Origin of the sequence: Microbacterium sp. Bi98 (genome assembly GCF_918698045.1) — a bacterium.
GTDB lineage: Bacteria > Actinomycetota > Actinomycetes > Actinomycetales > Microbacteriaceae > Microbacterium.
In genome coordinates, this window is record NZ_CAKKLK010000001.1 from 89,989 (window position 1) to 108,937 (window position 18,949).

At 67.4% G+C, this 18,949-nt stretch carries 19 protein-coding genes; 9 read left to right on the top strand and 10 right to left on the bottom strand.

The features are described from left to right. Nucleotides 1-3: 3 nt before the first annotated feature. From LQZ85_RS00420 to LQZ85_RS00455, 8 genes are all read right to left on the bottom strand, one after another. A complete protein-coding gene (locus LQZ85_RS00420) occupies nt 4-1,119 on the bottom strand; it encodes an adenosine deaminase (RefSeq protein ID WP_056280058.1) in 1,116 nt (371 codons plus the stop codon). A 52-nt stretch (nt 1,120-1,171) separates the two neighbouring features. After that, nucleotides 1,172-2,464 carry a thymidine phosphorylase gene (locus LQZ85_RS00425; RefSeq protein ID WP_230100330.1) on the bottom strand — a complete coding sequence of 431 codons (1,293 nt, stop codon included), beginning with the start codon at nt 2,462-2,464 and terminating at the stop codon, nt 1,172-1,174. After that, the gene (locus tag LQZ85_RS00430) at nt 2,461-2,859 is read right to left on the bottom strand and encodes a cytidine deaminase (RefSeq protein ID WP_042536471.1); all 399 of its coding nucleotides are present in this window, start codon (nt 2,857-2,859) and stop codon (nt 2,461-2,463) included. Before LQZ85_RS00430 ends, LQZ85_RS00425 begins: the two co-directional genes overlap by 4 nt. 7 nt (nt 2,860-2,866) lie before the next feature. Then, on the bottom strand, nt 2,867-4,153 hold the full coding sequence (locus LQZ85_RS00435; RefSeq protein WP_056280054.1) for an ABC transporter permease: 1,287 nt from the start codon (nt 4,151-4,153) through the stop codon (nt 2,867-2,869). Then, complete coding sequence (locus LQZ85_RS00440) at nt 4,150-5,469, bottom strand: ABC transporter permease (RefSeq protein ID WP_056280053.1); 1,320 nt, start codon at nt 5,467-5,469, stop codon at nt 4,150-4,152. The genes LQZ85_RS00435 and LQZ85_RS00440 overlap by 4 nt, the downstream gene beginning before the upstream one ends. Further along, nucleotides 5,466-6,980 (bottom strand): ABC transporter ATP-binding protein, encoded by a 1,515-nt coding sequence (locus tag LQZ85_RS00445; protein WP_053097019.1) that lies wholly within the window; start codon nt 6,978-6,980, stop codon nt 5,466-5,468. The genes LQZ85_RS00440 and LQZ85_RS00445 overlap by 4 nt, the downstream gene beginning before the upstream one ends. 161 nt (nt 6,981-7,141) lie before the next feature. Continuing rightward, nucleotides 7,142-8,254 carry a BMP family ABC transporter substrate-binding protein gene (locus LQZ85_RS00450; protein WP_053097021.1) on the bottom strand — a complete coding sequence of 371 codons (1,113 nt, stop codon included), beginning with the start codon at nt 8,252-8,254 and terminating at the stop codon, nt 7,142-7,144. A 147-nt stretch (nt 8,255-8,401) separates the two neighbouring features. Beyond that, nucleotides 8,402-9,517, bottom strand: a complete 1,116-nt coding sequence (locus tag LQZ85_RS00455; RefSeq protein ID WP_053097023.1) for a mannose-1-phosphate guanylyltransferase — start codon at nt 9,515-9,517, stop codon at nt 8,402-8,404. Between the two features lie 179 nt (nt 9,518-9,696). On the opposite strand from LQZ85_RS00455, the gene sdhC reads away from it, so the two are divergent. The 8 genes from sdhC to LQZ85_RS00495 all read left to right on the top strand — a co-directional run bounded on the left by sdhC (nt 9,697) and on the right by LQZ85_RS00495 (nt 17,181). Continuing rightward, complete coding sequence (gene sdhC / locus LQZ85_RS00460) at nt 9,697-10,131, top strand: succinate dehydrogenase, cytochrome b556 subunit (protein WP_072591539.1); 435 nt, start codon at nt 9,697-9,699, stop codon at nt 10,129-10,131. After that, on the top strand, nt 10,131-10,574 hold the full coding sequence (locus LQZ85_RS00465) for a succinate dehydrogenase hydrophobic membrane anchor subunit (RefSeq protein WP_053097025.1): 444 nt from the start codon (nt 10,131-10,133) through the stop codon (nt 10,572-10,574). Before sdhC ends, LQZ85_RS00465 begins: the two co-directional genes overlap by 1 nt. Before the next feature lie 19 nt (nt 10,575-10,593). Beyond that, nucleotides 10,594-12,420, top strand: a complete 1,827-nt coding sequence (gene sdhA, locus LQZ85_RS00470) for a succinate dehydrogenase flavoprotein subunit (RefSeq protein ID WP_053097027.1) — start codon at nt 10,594-10,596, stop codon at nt 12,418-12,420. Between the two features lie 2 nt (nt 12,421-12,422). After that, entirely contained in the window at nt 12,423-13,190 is a 768-nt protein-coding gene (locus LQZ85_RS00475; RefSeq protein WP_053097029.1) for a succinate dehydrogenase iron-sulfur subunit, read from the top strand. Between the two features lie 77 nt (nt 13,191-13,267). Continuing rightward, entirely contained in the window at nt 13,268-14,470 is a 1,203-nt protein-coding gene (locus LQZ85_RS00480) for a YihY/virulence factor BrkB family protein (protein ID WP_056280051.1), read from the top strand. 9 nt (nt 14,471-14,479) lie between these two features. After that, a complete protein-coding gene (locus LQZ85_RS00485; RefSeq protein WP_053097033.1) occupies nt 14,480-15,322 on the top strand; it encodes an exodeoxyribonuclease III in 843 nt (280 codons plus the stop codon). 77 nt (nt 15,323-15,399) lie between these two features. Continuing rightward, nucleotides 15,400-16,404 (top strand): tryptophan--tRNA ligase, encoded by a 1,005-nt coding sequence (gene trpS / locus LQZ85_RS00490; protein WP_072591541.1) that lies wholly within the window; start codon nt 15,400-15,402, stop codon nt 16,402-16,404. A 24-nt stretch (nt 16,405-16,428) separates the two neighbouring features. Further along, on the top strand, nt 16,429-17,181 hold the full coding sequence (locus LQZ85_RS00495) for a hypothetical protein (RefSeq protein ID WP_230100331.1): 753 nt from the start codon (nt 16,429-16,431) through the stop codon (nt 17,179-17,181). A gap of 35 nt (nt 17,182-17,216) precedes the next feature. Here the strand turns inward: LQZ85_RS00495 and pth are convergent, their stop codons facing one another. Both pth and LQZ85_RS00505 read right to left on the bottom strand, forming a co-directional pair. Next, nucleotides 17,217-17,798 carry an aminoacyl-tRNA hydrolase gene (gene pth / locus LQZ85_RS00500; RefSeq protein ID WP_056280049.1) on the bottom strand — a complete coding sequence of 194 codons (582 nt, stop codon included), beginning with the start codon at nt 17,796-17,798 and terminating at the stop codon, nt 17,217-17,219. Between the two features lie 120 nt (nt 17,799-17,918). Further along, entirely contained in the window at nt 17,919-18,527 is a 609-nt protein-coding gene (locus tag LQZ85_RS00505) for a 50S ribosomal protein L25/general stress protein Ctc (RefSeq protein WP_056280047.1), read from the bottom strand. A gap of 222 nt (nt 18,528-18,749) precedes the next feature. On the opposite strand from LQZ85_RS00505, the gene LQZ85_RS17840 reads away from it, so the two are divergent. Continuing rightward, nucleotides 18,750-18,875 (top strand): hypothetical protein, encoded by a 126-nt coding sequence (locus LQZ85_RS17840; RefSeq protein ID WP_256381367.1) that lies wholly within the window; start codon nt 18,750-18,752, stop codon nt 18,873-18,875. Nucleotides 18,876-18,949: the final 74 nt, after the last annotated feature.

Genomic DNA, 18,949 nt, shown 5'->3' on the forward strand with positions numbered 1-18,949 from the left:
GATCTAGATGTCGAATCCGTCGGCGATCATCTCGACAAGCTCCTCGCGCTCCTCGACGGGCAGAAAGGCTCCGGCCGCCGCGTTGAACTGGAAGGTCTCGAGATCGTCGAGATCGTACTCGAACGCCTCGACCAGGAGCGACAGCTCCCGGGTGAGCGAGGTCGCGCTCATGGTGCGGTTGTCGACGTTGACCGTCACGGCGAAGCCGAGCTGGTAGAGCAGGTCGAAGGGATGGTCGGCGAGCGTGTTGCCCCACGACGCGATCGCGCCGGTCTGCAGATTCGACGACGGGGACAGCTCGAGCGGGATCTCTCGGTCTCGCACCCAGCGGGCGAGGTCGCCGAACTGGACCTGCACCTCGTCGCCCTCCTGCGTGATGACCTGCAGGTCCTCGGCGATGCGCACGCCGTGGCCGAGTCGCAGCGCTCGCCCGTCGATGAGCGCCGAGCGGATCGAGTCCGGCCCGGCAGCCTCCCCCGCGTGGACGGTCACAGGGAAGAAGTTCTCCGCGAGGTAGTCGAAGGCGGCGCGATGGTTCGACGCCGGGAATCCGTCCTCGGGACCGGCGATGTCGAAGCCGACGACCCCTCGTCCGCGGAAGCCGACGGCGAGCTCGGCGATCTCGCGCGAGCGGTCTGTGTGGCGCATGGCGGTGATCAGCTGACCGACGCGGATGCTGTGGCCGTCGCGATCCGCGGCGTCCTCACCCTCCTCGATCCCCTGCTGCACAGCCTCGACGGTCTGCTCGAGGGTGAGCCCACGCGTGAGATGCTGCTCGGGCGCCCAGCGCACCTCGCCGTAGATCACGCCGTCGTGCGCGAGATCCTGCACGAACTCGCGAGCGACACGGGTCAGGCCCTCCTGCGTCTGCATCACAGCCGTGGTCAGATCGAAGGTCTTGAGGTACTCCACCAGCGACCCCGAGTCGCCCTGCTTCGCGATCCACCTGCCGAGAGCGGCCGGCTTCGATTCGGGAACCTCGAGCCCGATCACATCCGCCAGCTCGATGATCGTCGAGGGTCGCACCGCGCCGTCGAGATGGTCGTGCAGCGACACCTTGGGAAGGCTGCGCAGGGATGCCCCCTGGATGGTGACATCGCCGTTCGCGTCGATCGACATGGGGATTCCTCTCGGTCGCGGATTCGCTCTGTTCAGGCTAGCGGTCGGCGGATCAGGCCGTGATGCGCTCCCGCACGATCGGCCCTGCGGCCGGAGCCTCGTCGCCGATCGCCCAGGACCCCTCGAGCGCCTCGAGAGCGCGGGGGAACCGAGCCTCGTCGGCTGCCGAGAGCGTGAACAAGGGCTGTCCGGCCGCTACTCGATCACCGGGCTTGGCGTGCAGGTCGATCCCGGCCTCGAAGATCACCGGGTCCTCAGCCCGCGCGCGCCCCGCACCGAGACGCCACGCCGCGATGCCGAACGGCAGCGCGTCCATCTGCGACACCACGCCGTCGCGGGGAGCCGTGACCACATGGGTCTCGCGGGCCGTGGGCAGCGGCGCGTCGGGGTCGCCGCCCTGAGCGCGGATCATGGCCTTCCACCCGTCCATCGCGCGTCCGTCGTCGAGAGCGGCCTCCACGTCGACATCCGGCTGTCCTGCGAGCGAGAGCATCTCGCGCGCCAGGGCGATCGTCAGTTCGCGGACGTCGGCGGGTCCTCCTCCGGCGAGCACCTCGACGGACTCGCGAACCTCGTTCGCGTTGCCGATCGCGCGACCGAGCGGCACGTTCATGTCCGTGAGGAGGGCGGTGGTGGCGACGCCGGAGTCCGTGCCGAGTGCGACCATGGTGCGCGCGAGCTCGCGTGCCCGGTCGATGTCCTGCATGAACGCACCGGAGCCGAACTTCACGTCGAGCACGAGAGCGTCGGTGCCCTCGGCGATCTTCTTCGACATGATGCTCGAGGCGATCAGCGGGATCGCCTCGACGGTGCCGGTGACGTCGCGCAGCGCGTAGAGCTTCTTGTCGGCGGGCGCGAGGCCTGAGCCTGCCGCGCAGATCACGGCGCCCACATCGCCCTGCATCTGGGCGAACATCTCCTCGTTGCTGAGCGCGGCGCGCCAGCCGGGGATCGACTCGAGCTTGTCGAGCGTTCCGCCGGTGTGGCCGAGACCGCGACCGGAGAGCTGCGGGACCGCCACCCCGAAGACCGCGACGAGCGGAGCGAGCGGAAGAGTGATCTTGTCGCCGACGCCGCCCGTGGAGTGCTTGTCGACCGTCTTCTTGCCGAGGGTCGCGAAGCTCATCCGCTCCCCCGACGCGATCATCGCGTCGGTCAGCACGCGGATCTCGTCGCGCTCCATGCCGCGCTGGAAGATCGCCATCGCGAACGACGCCATCTGTGCGTCCGAGACGTAGCCGCGGGTGTAGGCGTCGACCATCCAGCGCAGCGCCTTCTCGGGCACCGCACCGCCGTCGCGCTTGGCACGGATCACATCGACGGCGTCGAAGGGCTCAACGCTCATCGGGCGTCCTCCAGGTCTCGGGGGCCGAAGGCGTCCGGCAGTACTTCGTCGATGGTCCGGATGCCGGAGACGGTCTCCAGCAGCATTCCGGGCATCGCGTGTTCGTAGAGCAGCTGACGGCAACGGCCGCACGGCATGATGGTCTGCCCGTCGTTGTTGACGCACACGAAGGCGACGAGCTGGCCGCCGCCCGACATGTGCAGGTCGCCCACCAGCGCGCACTCGGCGCACAGCGTCACCCCGTACGAGGCGTTCTCGACGTTGCAGCCGGCCACGATGCGGCCGTCGCCGACGAGCGCGGCGGCTCCGACGCGGTAGCGGGAGTACGGCGCATAGGCCTTGGTCATGGCGTCGGTCGCGACCTGACGGAGCTCGTCCCAGTCGATGTCTGTCATGTCTCTCCTAGGACTTGATGTACGGCTTGCCGCTGGCTGCCGGACCGCGGATCTGACCGGCGAAGCCGGCGACCGCGAGCAGCGTCACGACATACGGGAGCATCAGCATGAACTCGCCGGGGATGGGGGTCTTGAGGATCGACAGCAGGTTCTGCAGGTTCGTGGCGAAGCCGAACAGCAGCGCCGCGAGCGTCGCGCGGATCGGATCCCACCGGCCGAAGATCACCGCGGCGAGGGCGATGAAGCCGAGGCCGGCGGTCATGTCCTTGCCGAACTGCGGCACCGAGACCAGCGTGAAGTACGCTCCACCGATTCCGGCGATCGCGCCCGCGAGCAGCACATTCCAGAACCGGGTCGCATTGACCTTGATGCCGACCGTGTCCGCGGCCTGCGGGTGCTCGCCGACCGCACGGACGCGGAGTCCCCACTTCGTGCGGTAGAGCCCCCAGGCGACGATCGCGACGGTGATGAACATCAGGTACACGATGAAGGTCTGATTGAAGAGCACCGGGCCGATGATGGGGATGTCGCTCAGCAGCGGGATCTCGATGCGGCTGAAGCGCACCGGCGTGTTGAGGGCGGCCTCGTTCGGCGCGAGCAGTGCGCCGTAGAGGAATCCGGTGAGGCCGCTGACGAGCACGTTGAGCACGACACCGACGATGACCTGCTCGACGAGGTACTTGATCGCGAATGCGGCCAGCACCGCGGCGACGAGCACGCCGCCCAGCATCGCTCCGAGGAGTCCGACGAACGGGCTGCCCGTGACGCTCGAGAGCAGAGCGGCCGCGAACGCTCCGAGCAGGAGCTGACCCTCGATCGCGACGTTGACCACACCCGCGCGCTCGCCGATGACGCCGCCGAGCGCGCCGAACACGAGCGGGACGGAGAGCGAGACGGCTCCGAAGAGCAGGCTGCTGACGGGCACGAGTCCACCCGCGCCCGCCCAGACGAGGAACCCGAAGACGGCGAGCACGCTGAACGCGATCACCAGCCAGATCGACGGCTTGCGATACGACCACGCCCGAAGGAACGCGAGCACCGACAGCAGCGCGAGGATCACGATCACGACCCAGCTGGTCGGCCCGGTCGGCAGAGCGATATCGGGCAGTGCGAACGGCGACGACGGGTCGTTCAGCCGGAAGCTGCTGGTGCCGCTGCGAGGCACGAGCAGGAAGAGGAGCGCCAGCAGCACCGTGGCTGCGGCGAGGACGATCGGCGCCTTCAGGTGCCGCTCGCGCACGGTGGCGAGCTGCACGGTTCCGTCGGCGGCTTCGCTCTGGACGAGGGAGGTCATGCGGTCACCGCCTTCTTCGCGGCTTTGGCTCTCGCCTTGGCCGCCTTCTCCGCGTCGGTCTTGGGAAGGAAGAACACCGTGCGCAGCAGCGGCGGCGCGGCGATGAACAGCACGACGAGCGACTGCACGACGAGCACGATGTCGACCGGGATGTCCTGAGCCTGCATCGAGAACGAGCCTGCCTTCAGTGCGCCGAACAGGATGCCGGCCGCGAACGTGCCCCAGGCGCGACTGCGGCCGAGCAGTGCGACCGTGATGGCGTCGAAGCCGATGCCGGCGTCGATCGTCTCGGTGATGCCGGTCGTGACGGCGCCCTGCACCTGGTTCATGCCCGCGAGACCGGCGAGACCACCGGCGAGGAGCATGGCGTAGACGTAGACGCGCTGGACGCTGATGCCGGCCGCACGCGCGGCGTGCGGGTTCTCGCCCACGGCGCGCATCCGCATGCCGAGGGAGGAGCGCTCGATCAGCCACCAGACGAACAGGGTCGCGATGATGACGATCACGAATCCGAGGTCGAGCAGAGGGAACTGCGGGCCGAGGAGCGAGGGGAACTGCGCGCTCTCAGGAGTGGCATAGCCGAGCGCCTGGTTCGTTCCGGGCTTCTGGAGCAGTCCGGGGGTGCGGATCATCCACAGCAGCAGGTAGTACGCCACATAGTTGAGCATGATCGTGAGGATGACCTCGTGGGCGCCCGTGCGTGCCTTCAGCAGACCGGCGATCGCCCCCCACAGCGCACCACCGGCGATGCCGGCGATCAGCGTCACGGGGATGTGCAGCCAGAACGGCAGGTCGAGCTGGAACGTGAGGAGTCCTGCCGCGGCGACGCCGATCAGCATCTGGCCGCGGGCACCGATGTTGAACAGACCGACGCGGAACGCGAGGGCGACACCGAGACCGGCGGCGATCAGCGGCGCGGCGAATCCGAGAGTATTGGTCAGCGGACGGATCTGAGCGGCGAAGTCCGCACCTCGTGCGTTGAAGATCGCTCCGCGGAACAGCGCCTCATAGCCGTTGTAGATGGCGTTCCATGCGGCGGCGATCGTGTCGGTCGGACGCGAGAAGAAGTACCCGGAGGCCTCGATCACGTCTTCGTTGGTGAAGGCGATCAGGATGCCGCCGACCACCAGCGCGAGGAAGATCGCGAGGATCGTCGTGACGGCGCTGCCGCGGAGCATCTCCTTGAGGATCACGTTGCCGCGCGGCGGCGGCGGGACGTCACCCGTGTCGCGCTGCGTCGTGGTCGTGTTCAGCGAGAGCTGGTCGCCGGACACGTCGCCCGCCGGTCCACTCCCCTGTGGCGTGATACCGCTCATGCGGCCACCTCTCCCTCGGCGGCGCCCGCCATCATCAGTCCCAGCGTCTCGCGCGGGGTGTCGCCGGGAACGATCCCGACGATGGTGCCTCTGTACATGACCGCGATGCGGTCGGCGAGAGCCGCGACCTCATCGAGCTCGGTCGAGACGACGACCACGGGGATTCCCGCATCCCTGGTCTCGATGATCCGCTTGTGGATGAACTCGATGGAGCCGACATCGACTCCGCGGGTCGGCTGCGCAGCCACGAGCAGCTTCAGCTCGCGACTCATCTCGCGGGCGATCACGACCTTCTGCTGGTTTCCGCCCGAGAGCGTGCCGGCCGGCGTGTGCGGTCCCTGGGTCCGGATGTCGTACTCGCTGATCCGCGCGCGGGCGAAGTCGTCGAGCGCGGCACGGCGGATGGTCCCACCACGGCTGAAGTCGGCGTCGCCCGTGCGGTCGAGGATCAGGTTCTCCGCCACCGAGAACCCGGCCACGAGCCCGTCCTCCGTGCGGTCCTCCGGAACGAAGCCGACACCGGCGTCGAGGATGCCCCGTACGCTCTTGCCGACCAGTTCCGCGCCGCCGAGGGTGATCGATCCCTCGACCCTCGCCGCGAGGCCGACGATGGCCTCGACCAGCTCGGTCTGACCGTTGCCCTGCACGCCGGCGACGGCGAGCACCTCGCCGGGTCGCACCGAGAAGTCGACGCCGTCGACGACGATCGCTCCCGCGGCGGTGAGCACCCGGAGCCCCGAGACCTCGAGGCCGCCTTCGCCGAGCCGCGGCGGATCCTTGTGCACCGTCAGCTCGACGGCGCGTCCGACCATGAGGGAGGCGAGCTCCGCGTTGGTCGCGGACGGCGACGCCTCGCCGACGATCTTGCCGAGGCGGACGATCGTGATGGTGTCGGCGACCTCGCGCACCTCGCGGAGCTTGTGGGTGATGAAGACGATGGCCGTGCCCTCGTCGCGGAGCTGACGCATGATGCCCATCAGCTCGTCGGTCTCCTGCGGCGTGAGCACGGCGGTGGGCTCGTCGAAGACCAGGACCTTCGCGTCGCGCGAGAGCGCCTTGATGATCTCGACCCGCTGCTGCACGCCGACGGGCAGATCGCCCACGATCGCGTCGGGGTCGATGTCGAAGCCGAAGCGGGCGGCGACGGCGCGGACGTGCTCACGCGCCTTCGTGATGTCGAGGGTGCCGAGTCCCTTGGTCTGCTCGTGGCCGAGCATCACGTTCTCGGCGACCGTGAAGACGGGGACGAGCATGAAGTGCTGGTGCACCATTCCGATGCCGGCGTTCATGGCGTCGCCGGGGCCCCGGAACCGCTGGACGACGTCGTCCAGGAGGATCTCGCCCTCGTCGGCCTGATAGAGGCCGTAGAGCACGTTCATCAGGGTGGACTTGCCTGCGCCGTTCTCACCGAGCAGCGCATGGATCTGACCCGGTTCGACCACCAGGTCGATGTGGTCGTTGGCCACCAGGGTTCCGAACCGCTTGGTGATACCGCGAAGTTCGAGCTTCATATCTGCACCTTATCCAGAAGTGTCATCCAGAGGAGTCCGAAGAATCTCCGGCGCATCGCACGGGGATCACCCGGATGCACCGTGAACAGTCGTCATGGTCCGTCCACGGCGCGGGGCGAGTGGCCACGTGCACCACTCGCCCCGCGCTGGAACTCGATGAATTACGGGGAGTTCGGGGACTCCACCGTGATGTCGCCGGCGATGATCTGCTCCTGCAGAGCCGAGATCTCGTCGAGCAGACCGTCGGGCAGGTCACCCTCGAAGGAACCGAAGCCCGAGAGCTTCACACCCTCGTTCTCGAGCGTGCCGACGTAGGGAGCCGGGTCGAAGTCGCCCTCGGACGCGGCGATCGTCGCATCCTCGACCGCGACGTCGATGGCCTTCATGATCGAGAAGAGGGTGACGTCCGCCACGCTCTCATCGGCGACGGCGAGGTCGCTGTCGACACCGACGAGGAGCGTGTCCTTGCCGCTGTCCGCGATAGCGGCCGCAGCGCTCTGGTAGATCGGTCCGCCGACGGGAAGGATGACGTCGACGCCCTGGTCGAGCACGCCCTGAGCGGTCTGCTTGGCCGTGTCGTTGGCGTCGAAGCCACCGGTGAACGAGCCCTTCTGCGTGGCGGTGTCCCAGCCGAAGACCTCGACGGCGCCCGACTTGTCCTCGTTGTACTTCTCGACACCGAGCTGGAAGCCGTCCATGAACACGGCGACCGACGGGATCTGCATTCCGCCGAAGGTGCCGACCTTGTTCACGCCGGACTCAGCCGACCAGCCGGCAGCGGCGTATCCGCCGAGGTAGGCGGCCTGAGCGGTGTCGAAGACGAGGGGCTTGATGTTCGGGGCATCGGTGGTGCCGTCGAAGTCGTTGTCCGCGTAGTCGTCGATGATCGCGTAGTTGATCTCGGGGTTCGCGAGCGCCGACTCGACGGTCGCGGCCGACAGCTTGAAGCCGACGGCGACGATGAGCGAGCAGCCTTCCGAGACGGCGGTCTCGAGGTTGGGCGCGTAGTCGTTGTCGTTGGCCGACTCGAACTCGAGCGGCTTGACGCCGAGCTCGTCAGCGGCACGATCCATGCCCTCCTTGGCGGACTGGTTGAACGACTTGTCGTTCCAGCCGCCCGCGTCCGAGACGAGGCAGGGAAGGAAGTCGGACTCAGCCTCGCCGCCGCCGGTGCCGCCCGATTCGGTCGGAGCCTGGCCGCAGCCGGCGAGTGCGAAGACGACGCCAGCGGCGATGGTTGCGCCGAGCAGCTTCTTGGTGGTGGAGATGGTCAACTCATGCCTCCTGAACGGTGCCGCGGCCCTCGCGGATCGCTCAAAGTTACCTAGTGTTTCGACTTTTGTGCACGTGCGAGGGCGAGGCGCTGACGAATGGTTACAAACCTGAAACCAAGACAGCCGATGAGCGGCGACCCCTGCTCATCAGAGCACGTCGCCCCGTCCGGTCAGCTTCAGGGACTCCACCACGCCCTTCACGCGCTGCGCGTGCTGCACCGTCGTCACGAGCAGAGCGTCCGGTGTGTCGACCACGACGATGTCCTGCACGCCCACGAGGCTGATCACCCTCGATGTCTGACTGACCAGGATGCCGCTGGCCGCGTCGGAGAGCACCCTGGCGTTCGGGCCGAGCACGGCCAGGTCGTTCTTGCGCCCGTTCGTGATGAGCTTGGTGAGGGAGGCGAAGTCCCCGACGTCGTCCCAGTCGAAGTGTCCAGGTACGACTGCGAGGCGTCCGCGACGTGCCGCCGGCTCGGCCACCGCATAGTCGATCGCGATCTTCTTCAGTCCCGGCCAGATGCGATCGACCGCAGACCCCCGACGATCGCGATCGTCCCAGGCTTCGGCGAGTTCGATCAGGCCGGCGTGGAGTTCCGGCTCGTTGGCCGCGAGTTCGTCGAGGAGGACGCTCGCCTTCGCGATGAACATGCCCGCGTTCCAGAGGTAGCCGCGATCCGCGATGTACGCCTGAGCCGTGGCGAGGTCGGGCTTCTCCACGAAGCTCTCGACGAGGGCTGCCTCGCGCGCGCCGTCGACGACCAGCTCCGGCCCCTTCTTGATGTAGCCGAAGCCGACGGCCGGCTCGGTCGGCGAGATGCCGATCGTGCAGATGTACCCCTCGCGCGCGACCTCCACGGCGTCGCGCACGGCGAACTCGAACACCCGCGTGCCGCGGATCACGTGGTCGGCGCTGAAGGATCCGATGATGACGTCGGGATCACGGCGGTGCAGGATCGCCGCGGCGAGGCCGATCGCAGCGGCGGACTCCCGCGGCTCGGACTCGAGGAAGACGTTCAGATCCGGTATTCCGGGCAGTTCGGCCTCTACCGCCGCCCGGTGAGCCCGGCCGGTGACGACGGCGATGCGATCGGCGCCGGCCAGTGGCTCGAGCCGGTCCCAGGTGTCCCGGAGCAGCGAGTGCCCCGAGCCGGTCAGGTCGTGCAGGAATTTCGGCGCGTCCGCGCGGGACAGAGGCCACAGCCTGCTGCCGATGCCGCCGGCGGGAATGACGGCGTAGAAGTCCTCGATAGGTTCGCTCACAGAGTCAGGGTATCCCGACGAAACCTCTCGACATCGAGACACTTAGGCTCGCCTTCGTCGCCCGCACCCGTCACACGGGAATAGGATGGTGTCCGATCGGCCGTGCCTGACGACAGCAGGCTCACGCTTGGAAGACGCATCGCACGCGACCGAGTCACATCGATCCAGGGAGGACGACCGTGTCCACAAGCGCTCGCTTGACACCGTCGATTTCGGAAACCACTTCCAAGACGCCGCGCGGCACCCTCTACCGGGGTCGCGAGGGCATGTGGTCGTGGGTGCTTCACCGCATCACCGGAGTCGCCATCTTCTTCTTCCTGTTGGTGCATGTGCTCGACACTGCACTCATCAGGGTGTCGCCCGAGGCCTACAACGCGGTCATCGGAACCTACAAGAACCCGATCATGGCCCTCGGCGAGGTCGTGCTGGTCGCCGGCATCGTGTTCCACGCGATGAACGGCCTCCGCATCATCGCCGTCGACTTCTGGTCGAAGGGCGCGAAGTACCAGCGTCAGCTGTTCTGGGGCGTGCTCCTCGTCTGGGGCATCATCATGGCCGGCTTCGTGCCGCGTCACCTGATGCTCGCGTTCGCCGGCTTCGGAGGAGGACACTGATGGCCGCTCAGACCGTCGCCGCGCCCATCCGCCGTCAGCGCGGCTTCAACCTCGAGAAGTGGGGCTGGGTGTTCATGCGCGCCTCGGGCGTCGTGCTCGTCGTGCTGATCTTCGGCCACCTCTTCATCAACCTGATGGTCGGCGAGGGCATCCATGCCCTCGACTTCGCGTTCATCGCGGGCAAGTTCGCCACGCCGTTCTGGCAGTGGTGGGACGTCCTGATGCTGTGGCTGGCACTGATCCACGGCGCCAACGGCATGCGCACGATCGTCAACGACTACGTGACGAACAACACCGCTCGCAAGGCGCTGACCTGGGCCCTCGGCCTGGCCGCGGCGCTGCTCATCATCCTCGGCACCCTGGTCGTCTTCACCTTCGACCCGTGCCTCGGCGTGACCGAGTCGAGCACACTGTGGGAACAGTGCCAGACGCTGGGCAAGTAGAAGAGAAGGCATACGAGAAGTGACTACCGAGACCCAGGATTCCGTCGTGCGCGACGGCGTGCATTACCACCAGTTCGACATCGTCATCGTGGGCGCTGGCGGCGCCGGCATGCGAGCGGCCATCGAGGCCGGCTCCGGCGCGAAGACCGCGGTCATCTCCAAGCTCTACCCCACTCGCTCGCACACGGGTGCGGCGCAGGGCGGCATGGCGGCGGCGCTGGCCAACGTCGAGGAGGACAGCTGGGAGTGGCACACCTTCGACACGGTCAAGGGCGGCGACTACCTCGTCGACCAGGATGCGGCGGAGATCCTCGCCAAGGAGGCGATCGACGCGGTCATCGACCTCGAGAACATGGGTCTCCCCTTCAACCGCACGCCCGAGGGCAAGATCGATCAGCGTCGATTCGGCGGCCACACCGCCGAGCACGGCAAGACCCCGGTACGCCGGGCCTGCTACGCCGCTGACCGCACCGGCCACATGATCCTGCAGACGCTCTTCCAGAACTGCGTCAAGCTCGGCATCAACTTCTTCAACGAGTTCTACGTGCTCGATCTGCTCACGGTGAAGGATGCCGACGGCAAGACCCAGGTCTCAGGCGTCGTCGCCTACGACCTCTCGACGGGCGAGCTGCACGTGTTCCAGGCCAAGGCCGTGATCTTCGCGACCGGCGGCTTCGGCAAGATCTTCAAGACGACCTCCAACGCCCACACCCTGACGGGTGACGGAGTCGGCATCGTCTGGCGCAAGGGCCTCCCCCTCGAGGACCTCGAGTTCTTCCAGTTCCACCCGACAGGTCTCGCCGGCCTCGGCATCCTCCTCACCGAGGGAGCGCGAGGCGAGGGCGCGATCCTGCGCAACGCATCGGGCGAGCGCTTCATGGAGCGCTACGCTCCGACCATCAAGGACCTCGCGCCTCGTGACATCGTCGCGCGCTGCATGGTCCAGGAGGTCGCGGAGGGCCGCGGTGCCGGCCCGCACAAGGACTACGTGCTGCTCGACTGCACCCACCTCGGCGCAGAGGTCCTCGAGACCAAGCTGCCCGACATCACCGAGTTCGCACGCACGTACCTCGGCGTCGACCCGGTCGTGGAGCCGGTTCCGGTCATGCCGACCGCGCACTACGCGATGGGCGGCATCCCCACCAACAACGCCGCCGAGGTGCTCGCCGACAACACCACCGTCGTGCCCGGCCTTTACGCGGCCGGCGAATGCGCGTGCGTCTCGGTGCACGGCGCCAACCGGCTCGGAACCAACTCGCTGCTCGACATCAACGTGTTCGGCAAGCGCGCAGGACGCAACGCGGTGGAGTACGTCAAGACCGCCGAGTTCGTGCCGCTGCCCGAGAACCCCGCGGCATTCGTCTCCGACATGCTCGAGGGCCTGCGCAACAACCAGGGAACCGAGCGCATCGCCGTCCTGCGCAAGGCGCTCCAGGACGAGATGGACAAGGGCGCGCAGGTGTTCCGCACGCACGACTCGCTCGAGCACGTCCTCGGCGTGATCGCCGAGCTGCGCGATCGCTACAAGAACGTGCACGTCGACGACAAGGGCAAGCGGTTCAACACCGACCTGCTCGAGGCTGTCGAGCTCGGCTTCCTCCTCGACATCGCGGAGGTCGTCGTCTACGCGGCCCAGAACCGTGAGGAGAGCCGTGGCGGCCACATGCGCGACGACTTCCCCACGCGTGACGACGAGAAGTACATGCAGCACACGATGGCCTACCTGACGGGTGACCCGCACTCCTCCACTCCGAGCGATCACATCAAGCTCGACTGGAAGCCGGTCGTCTTCACGAAGAACGAGCAGGGCGAGTTGAACTACCCGCCGATGGAGAGGAAGTACTGAGCATGTCGAACGCCATCGCCGAAGCTCCCGCGGACACGACGGAGGAGACGGGCATCCAGTCCTTCATCGTCACGTTCAACATCCGCCGGTTCGATCCGGAGATCGACTCCGAGCCGCACTGGGTCGACTACGACGTGGAGCTCTACTCCACGGACCGCGTCCTCGACGCACTGCACAAGATCAAGTGGGAGGTCGACGGGTCGCTGACGTTCCGGCGCTCGTGCGCCCACGGCATCTGCGGCTCCGACGCCATGCGCATCAACGGCCGTAACCGCCTCGCCTGCAAGACGCTGATCAAGGATCTCGACATCTCGAAGCCGATCTACGTCGAGGCGATCAAGGGTCTGCCTCTCGAGAAGGACCTCGTCGTCGACATGGAGCCTTTCTTCGCGTCGTACCGCGAGGTGCAGCCGTTCCTCGTCGCGAACTCGGTGCCCGAGAAGGGCAAGGAGCGCGTCCAGAGCATCGCCGATCGCGAGATCTTCGATGACACCACCAAGTGCATCCTGTGCGCCGCATGCACCTCGTCGTGCCCCGTCTTCTGGACCGACGGACAGTACTTCGGACCGGCGGCGATCGTGAACGCGCACCGGTTCATCTTCGACTCCCGCGACGACAACGCTGCGGTCCGTCTCGACATCCTCAACGACAAGGAGGGCGTCTGGCGCTGCCGCACGACCTTCAACTGCTCCGAGGCGTGCCCCCGCGGCATCGAGGTCACGAAGGCCATCGCCGAGGTCAAGCAGGCAGTCCTGCGCGGTCGTCCCTGACACCGTCGCCGACCTGAGAACGGGCGGGCACCCTGATGGGTGCCCGCCCGTTCTCGTCGCTTGGATAGGGTGAGGACGTGTCCGAACACCACGCCGCCCCCGAGCCCGGTCGCCTGGACGCGGCCGTGGAGAGGGCGACCGCTCTGACCCAGCGCACTCTGGGCCTGTTCCCCGTGCGTGTCTGGCGTCATTTCCTGCAGCACAACGGATTCCTTCTCGCTGCCGGGGTCAGCTATCAGGCCCTCTTCGCGATCTTCGCGGCTGTGTACCTCGCCTTCGCCATCATCGGGATCTGGCTCGGTGGCAGCACGGAGGCGGTCGACGGTCTGATCGTCATCATCAACAGCTACGTTCCCAATCTGATCCTCGATCAGGGCGGGGTGTTCACCCCGGATCAGGTGAAGGAGATCGCCGCGAGCACGGCCAGCCTCCTGGGAGTGACAGGTCTCATCGCCCTCGGCACGGTGATCTGGACCGCGATCGGGTGGGTGACCTTCTCACGTCGCGCCACGAGGGACATTTTCGGCCTCCCTCCGGACACTCGCAGTTACGTGATCCTCAAGGCTCGGGATCTTCTCGCCGCGCTGATCTTCGGCGTCTCGCTCATCGTGGGGTCGATCCTCAGCTCCGCCAGTGCGGCGATGCTGAGCTGGCTCCTGAGCCTCCTCGGCTGGGACTCGGGATCCGACGGGCTGAACCTCAGCATCCGCATCGGCACGGTCATCGTGTCGTTCGTCCTGATGTCCGCCGCTCTGGCCGCGATGGTGCGCTTCCTCACGGGGACGACGCTCCACTGGCGCACGATCTGGCCCGGCGCGATCCTCGGCGGCGCCGCGATGACGGTGCTGCAGTACGGTGCAGGGTTCCTCCTCAGCTACACGCCCTCCAACCCGCTTCTGGCCACGTTCGCGATCTTCATCGGCCTGCTGCTGTGGTTCCGGGTGAACGGGGTGGTGATGCTCGTGGCATCGTCATGGATCGCCGTCGCCGCCCAGGACCGGGATCTGCCGCTGCTGGCTCAGTCGGAGGCCGAGCGTCGGATCGTCGAGCATGAGACCCTGCTAATGGCCGCCCGCATCCGCGTCCGCGACGCGCACGCGGCACGCGACACCGCACCCTGGTACGGCGTATGGGGCGCGCGTCGAGCCGTGCAGGCGGCGGAGCGGGAACTGGCGGAGCTGGAGGCGTCCGCGCCCCCGCCCGTCGACACCGCGTCGCCACTCGCGCAGCGGCTGCTGGCCGAGCTGCAGCGGACACGCGATGTCGGTGGCGCTCGTTAGGCTGGAACCATGCCTCATCTGCGAATCGCCACGGTCAATGTCAACGGGATCCGAGCGGCGGCTCGCAACGGCATGAGCGCGTGGCTCGACGCGGCAGACGTCGACGTCCTCACTCTGCAGGAGGTCCGCGGCCAGGACGAGCATCTCGAAGCGGCCTTGCCCGGATGGACGTTCGTGCACGACGAGGCGACCGCCAAGGGTCGCGCCGGCGTGGCCATCGCCAGCCGGCTGCCGGCTCTCGCCTCGCGCACCGACTTCGGCGATGCCGACTTCGACTCGAAGGGTCGCTGGATCGAAGCGGACTTCCTCATCGGCGACCGCCCTCTCACGGTCGTGAGCGCTTACGTACACAGCGGCGAGGCCGACACTCCGAAGCAGGAGGAGAAGTGGAAGTTCCTCGACGCGTTCGGTGCCCGACTGGCCGAGCTCGGCGCGGACGACGGGGCACTCGCGCTCGTCACCGGGGACCTGAACGTGGGCCACCGCGAACTCGACATCAAGAACTGGCGCGGCAACCGCAAGAAGGCGGGATTCCTGCCCCGTGAGCGGGCGTACTTCGACAGATTCCTCGGAGCGGCGGGTGAGACCGTCGAGGGCGTCGACGGCTCGACCGGCACCGGTCTCGGCTGGGTCGACGTGGGCCGGGTGTTCCACGGCGAGGTCGAGGGGCCGTACACCTGGTGGTCGATGCGCGGGCAGGCGTTCGACAACGATTCCGGGTGGCGCATCGACTACCACCTCGCCACTCCGGCTCTCGCCGAACGGGTCACTGCCTATCACGTCGCCCGCGCGGCCGCCTATGACGAGCGCTGGAGCGACCATGCTCCGGTGGTCGTCGATTACACCTACTGAACAGCAGGCGGCGCCCGGGTTCGGACGGACCCGGTTCGCGCGGTCCGGCACGACCGGCGCCGCCTAGGATTGATGTCGTGACGAAACCTCGCCTTTACTCAGGAATGCAGCCCTCCGCCGACTCGCTTCAGATCGGCAATTACATCGGAGCGCTCCTGCAGTGGCGGGATCTGCAGAGCTCGTACGACGCATACTTCTCCGTCGTCGATCTGCATGCGCTCACCGTCGCACAGGATCCCGCCGAGCTGCGCGAGAAGACACGCCGCACCGCTGCTCAGTACATCGCCGCCGGCATCGAGCCCTCCCTCTCGACGCTCTACGTGCAGTCTCACGTCCGCGCGCACGCCGAGCTGGCCTGGATCCTGTCGACGATCACCGGTTTCGGAGAAGCCGGTCGCATGACGCAGTTCAAGGACAAGTCAGCGCGCTACGGAGCGGATGCCACCAGCGTCGGTCTCTTCACCTACCCGGTTCTGATGGCAGCTGACATCCTGCTGTATCAGACCGATGTCGTGCCGGTCGGCGACGACCAGAAGCAGCACGTCGAGCTGACCCGCGACCTCGCCGAGCGCTTCAATTCCCGTTTCGGGGACACGTTCGTCGTGCCCCGCCCCGTGATCCAGAAGGACACGGCGCGCATCTACGACCTGCAGAACCCGACGTCGAAGATGTCGAAGTCCGCCGAGAGCGATGCGGGAGTCCTCTGGATGCTCGACGACCCGGCGAAGTCGGCGAAGAAGATCATGCGGGCCGTCACGGACAACGAAGGATCGGTGCGCTTCGACCGCGACACCAAGCCCGGCGTGTCCAACCTGCTGACCATCTACGCCGCGCTGTCGGGACGTCAGGTTCCGGCGATCGAGGATGAGTACGCGGGCCGCGGTTACGGGGACTTCAAGAAGGGACTCGCCGAGGTCGTCGTGAACGAGTTCGAGCCGGTGCGTGCCCGCGCGCTCGAGCTGCTCGACGACCCTGCTGAACTCGATCGGATCCTCGCGCAGAACGCCGCGCGTGCGGATGCCGTCGCCGACGCCACTCTCGGAGCGGTCTACGACCGGGTCGGACTGCTTCGTCGCGTCTGACCTGGCCAGCCATAGGATGGGGGCGTGACTGATCCGCAGCAGCCCCCGTCCGGTGCCGTCCCCCCTGTGCCTCCCGCGCCCCGATCGGCCGACGAGCAGCAGCACTTCGCTCCGCCCGTGCCGCCAGCGCCCGCTGCGTACTCGTCGACTCCCCCGGCGCCGCCCGCATACCAGAGCGCTCCCCCGGCCTATCAGGGTGCTCCGCCCGCATACCAGAGCGCTCCCCCGGCCTATCAGGGTGCTCCGCCCTCATACCAGAGCGCTCCCCCGGCCTATCAGGGTGCTCCGCCCTCGTACCAGGGCGCTCCCGCACCGCAGGCGGCTCCTCCCGGCGCCTACCAGGTTCCGGTCGGAGGCTACGCAGCGCCCGCGGGCGCATACCAGGCACCGGTGATCGCGGAAAAGAAGTCAGGGCTGCTCGGCATCCTGGCTTTGATCCTGGCGATCGTGGCAAGCGTGGTCACGCCGATCGTCGCCGGCATCATGGGCTTCGAGATCGGACGTCGTCTTCCGGGCGGTCTCGACACGACGGCACCGGACTTCCTGTCGATCCTCTCTCCCGCGAGGGGCCAAGTCCTGTGGGCGGAGATCTCGTTCTGGACGGGGACCATCCTCGGCATCGCCGCCATCGTCATCGGCATCATCGCCATTCGCAAGAAGCAGGCGCGCGGTGCGGGCATCGCCGCCCTCGTGGTCGCCGTGCTCGGCCCGATCATCTTCTGGGTCGTGCTGCTGGTGACACTGTCGACGGGAACGGCGACCGGCTTCCTGCCGTAGCCGCGGGGCACGCGACGGGTGCACCGCCCCGTCTCTCACCGTGGAGCGTGGTGCTTCTGCTGAGCGGCGAGCAGTCCGTCCTCGACGAGCAGCTCGACCGCGTCCGCCGCGTCGGACACGAGGATGGGCAGGTTCGCGCGCTCGTCCTTGCCGAACGGCGAGAGCACCCAGTCCGCGGGGTCCTGGCGCCCCATCGGTCGACCGATGCCGACCCGCACCCGCGGGAAATCCGGAGTGGTGATGGCACGGGCGATGTCTCGGACGCCGTTGTGCCCGCCGTGGCCTCCGCCGGTCTTGAGCTTGACGGTGTCGAACGGGATGTCGAGCTCATCGTGGACGACGATGATCTGCTCCGGCGGCACCGAGTAGAACCGCGCCAGGGCGGCGACCGGCGTCCCGGACACGTTCATGAACGTGTTCGGCTTGGCGAGCACGAGCTTGTCGCCGCCCGGGCGCAGCCAGGTCTCGACGACGCGCGCGCCGCCCTTGTGCTCCCGAAAGTTCTCGCCGCGGCGTGAGGCGAGCTCATCGACGACCATCTGGCCGATGTTGTGACGCGTATCCGCGTATCGGGGGCCGGGGTTGCCGAGTCCCACCACGAGCCAGGTGGATGCCATGTGGTCGTCCTCTCGGAATGCGGGCCCTTCGCGGTGCCCGGGTCAGAATATGACAGAGGGGGCGCGATATGCTCGCGCCCCCTCTGTGTTGCAGTCAGCTGTGCGCTGCGCCTGCGGAGATCACTCCGCGGCGGGAGCCTCCTCGGCGGCAGCCTCGTCGGCGCCGGCCTCGTCCTCTTCGAGCGACTCCTCGGCCGGGATCGAGATCGCGACGACGAGAACCTCGGGGTCGGTCAGCAGCGTCGATCCCTTGGGGAGCTTGACCTCGGCGGCGGTGATGTGCGTGCCGTCCTCGAGACCCTCGACCGAGACCTCGACGTTCTGCGGAAGATGCGTGGCCTCGGCCTCGATCGACAGCGTGTTCGCGTCCTGGTTGACGATCGTTCCGGGAGCCGACTCTCCGGTGACGACGACGGGAACGTCGATCGTGACCTTCTCGCCCTTGCGGACGACGAGCAGGTCGATGTGCTCGATGATCTGGTGCACCGGGTCGCGCTGGACGTCCTTGACGAGGGCGAGCTGGTCCCTGCCGTCGATGTCGAGCTCGAGCAGAGCGTTCGCACGGCGGATGATCAGCGAGACCTGGTGGCCGGGCAGTGCGACGTGCACCGGGTCGGTGCCGTGGCCGTAGATCACGGCGGGGATCTTGCCTGCGGCGCGCAGACGACGGGCGAAGCCCTTGCCGAAGCTCTCGCGGAGCTCGGCCTTGACCTTGGTGTCTTCAGACATGGGGTTCTCCTTCGGGGCACGCAGCGACAGCTACGCGGTGGTCTTGGAATTGTTCTCGAACGCAGACACGTGAGGAAAGCCACCGGCTTGCTTCGCCGCGTCGATAACGGATGCCAGCGCACGCGCAGAAGCATCCCTCGCCGAGGTACTCCTCTCATGGTACCGGATGAGCCGGTAGGCTGAGAACACCGATCCCCTCTCTGCAGAACACGGAGTTCTCTCATGCTCGACGGCGTCTTCTTCTCCCACGCGATCGCCTGGCTCATCGGCGCGATGACCGTGTGCGCCGCAGGCTTCACCTTCGCGGCCCTGTTCTCCCTGGGGCGCTCGGGATACCGCAAGGACTGACCTCCTCGCGTCCGTCACCACCCGTCACACGGGAGCACCACCCCGGACGCCGCGATAATCTGGGAGCATCCCCT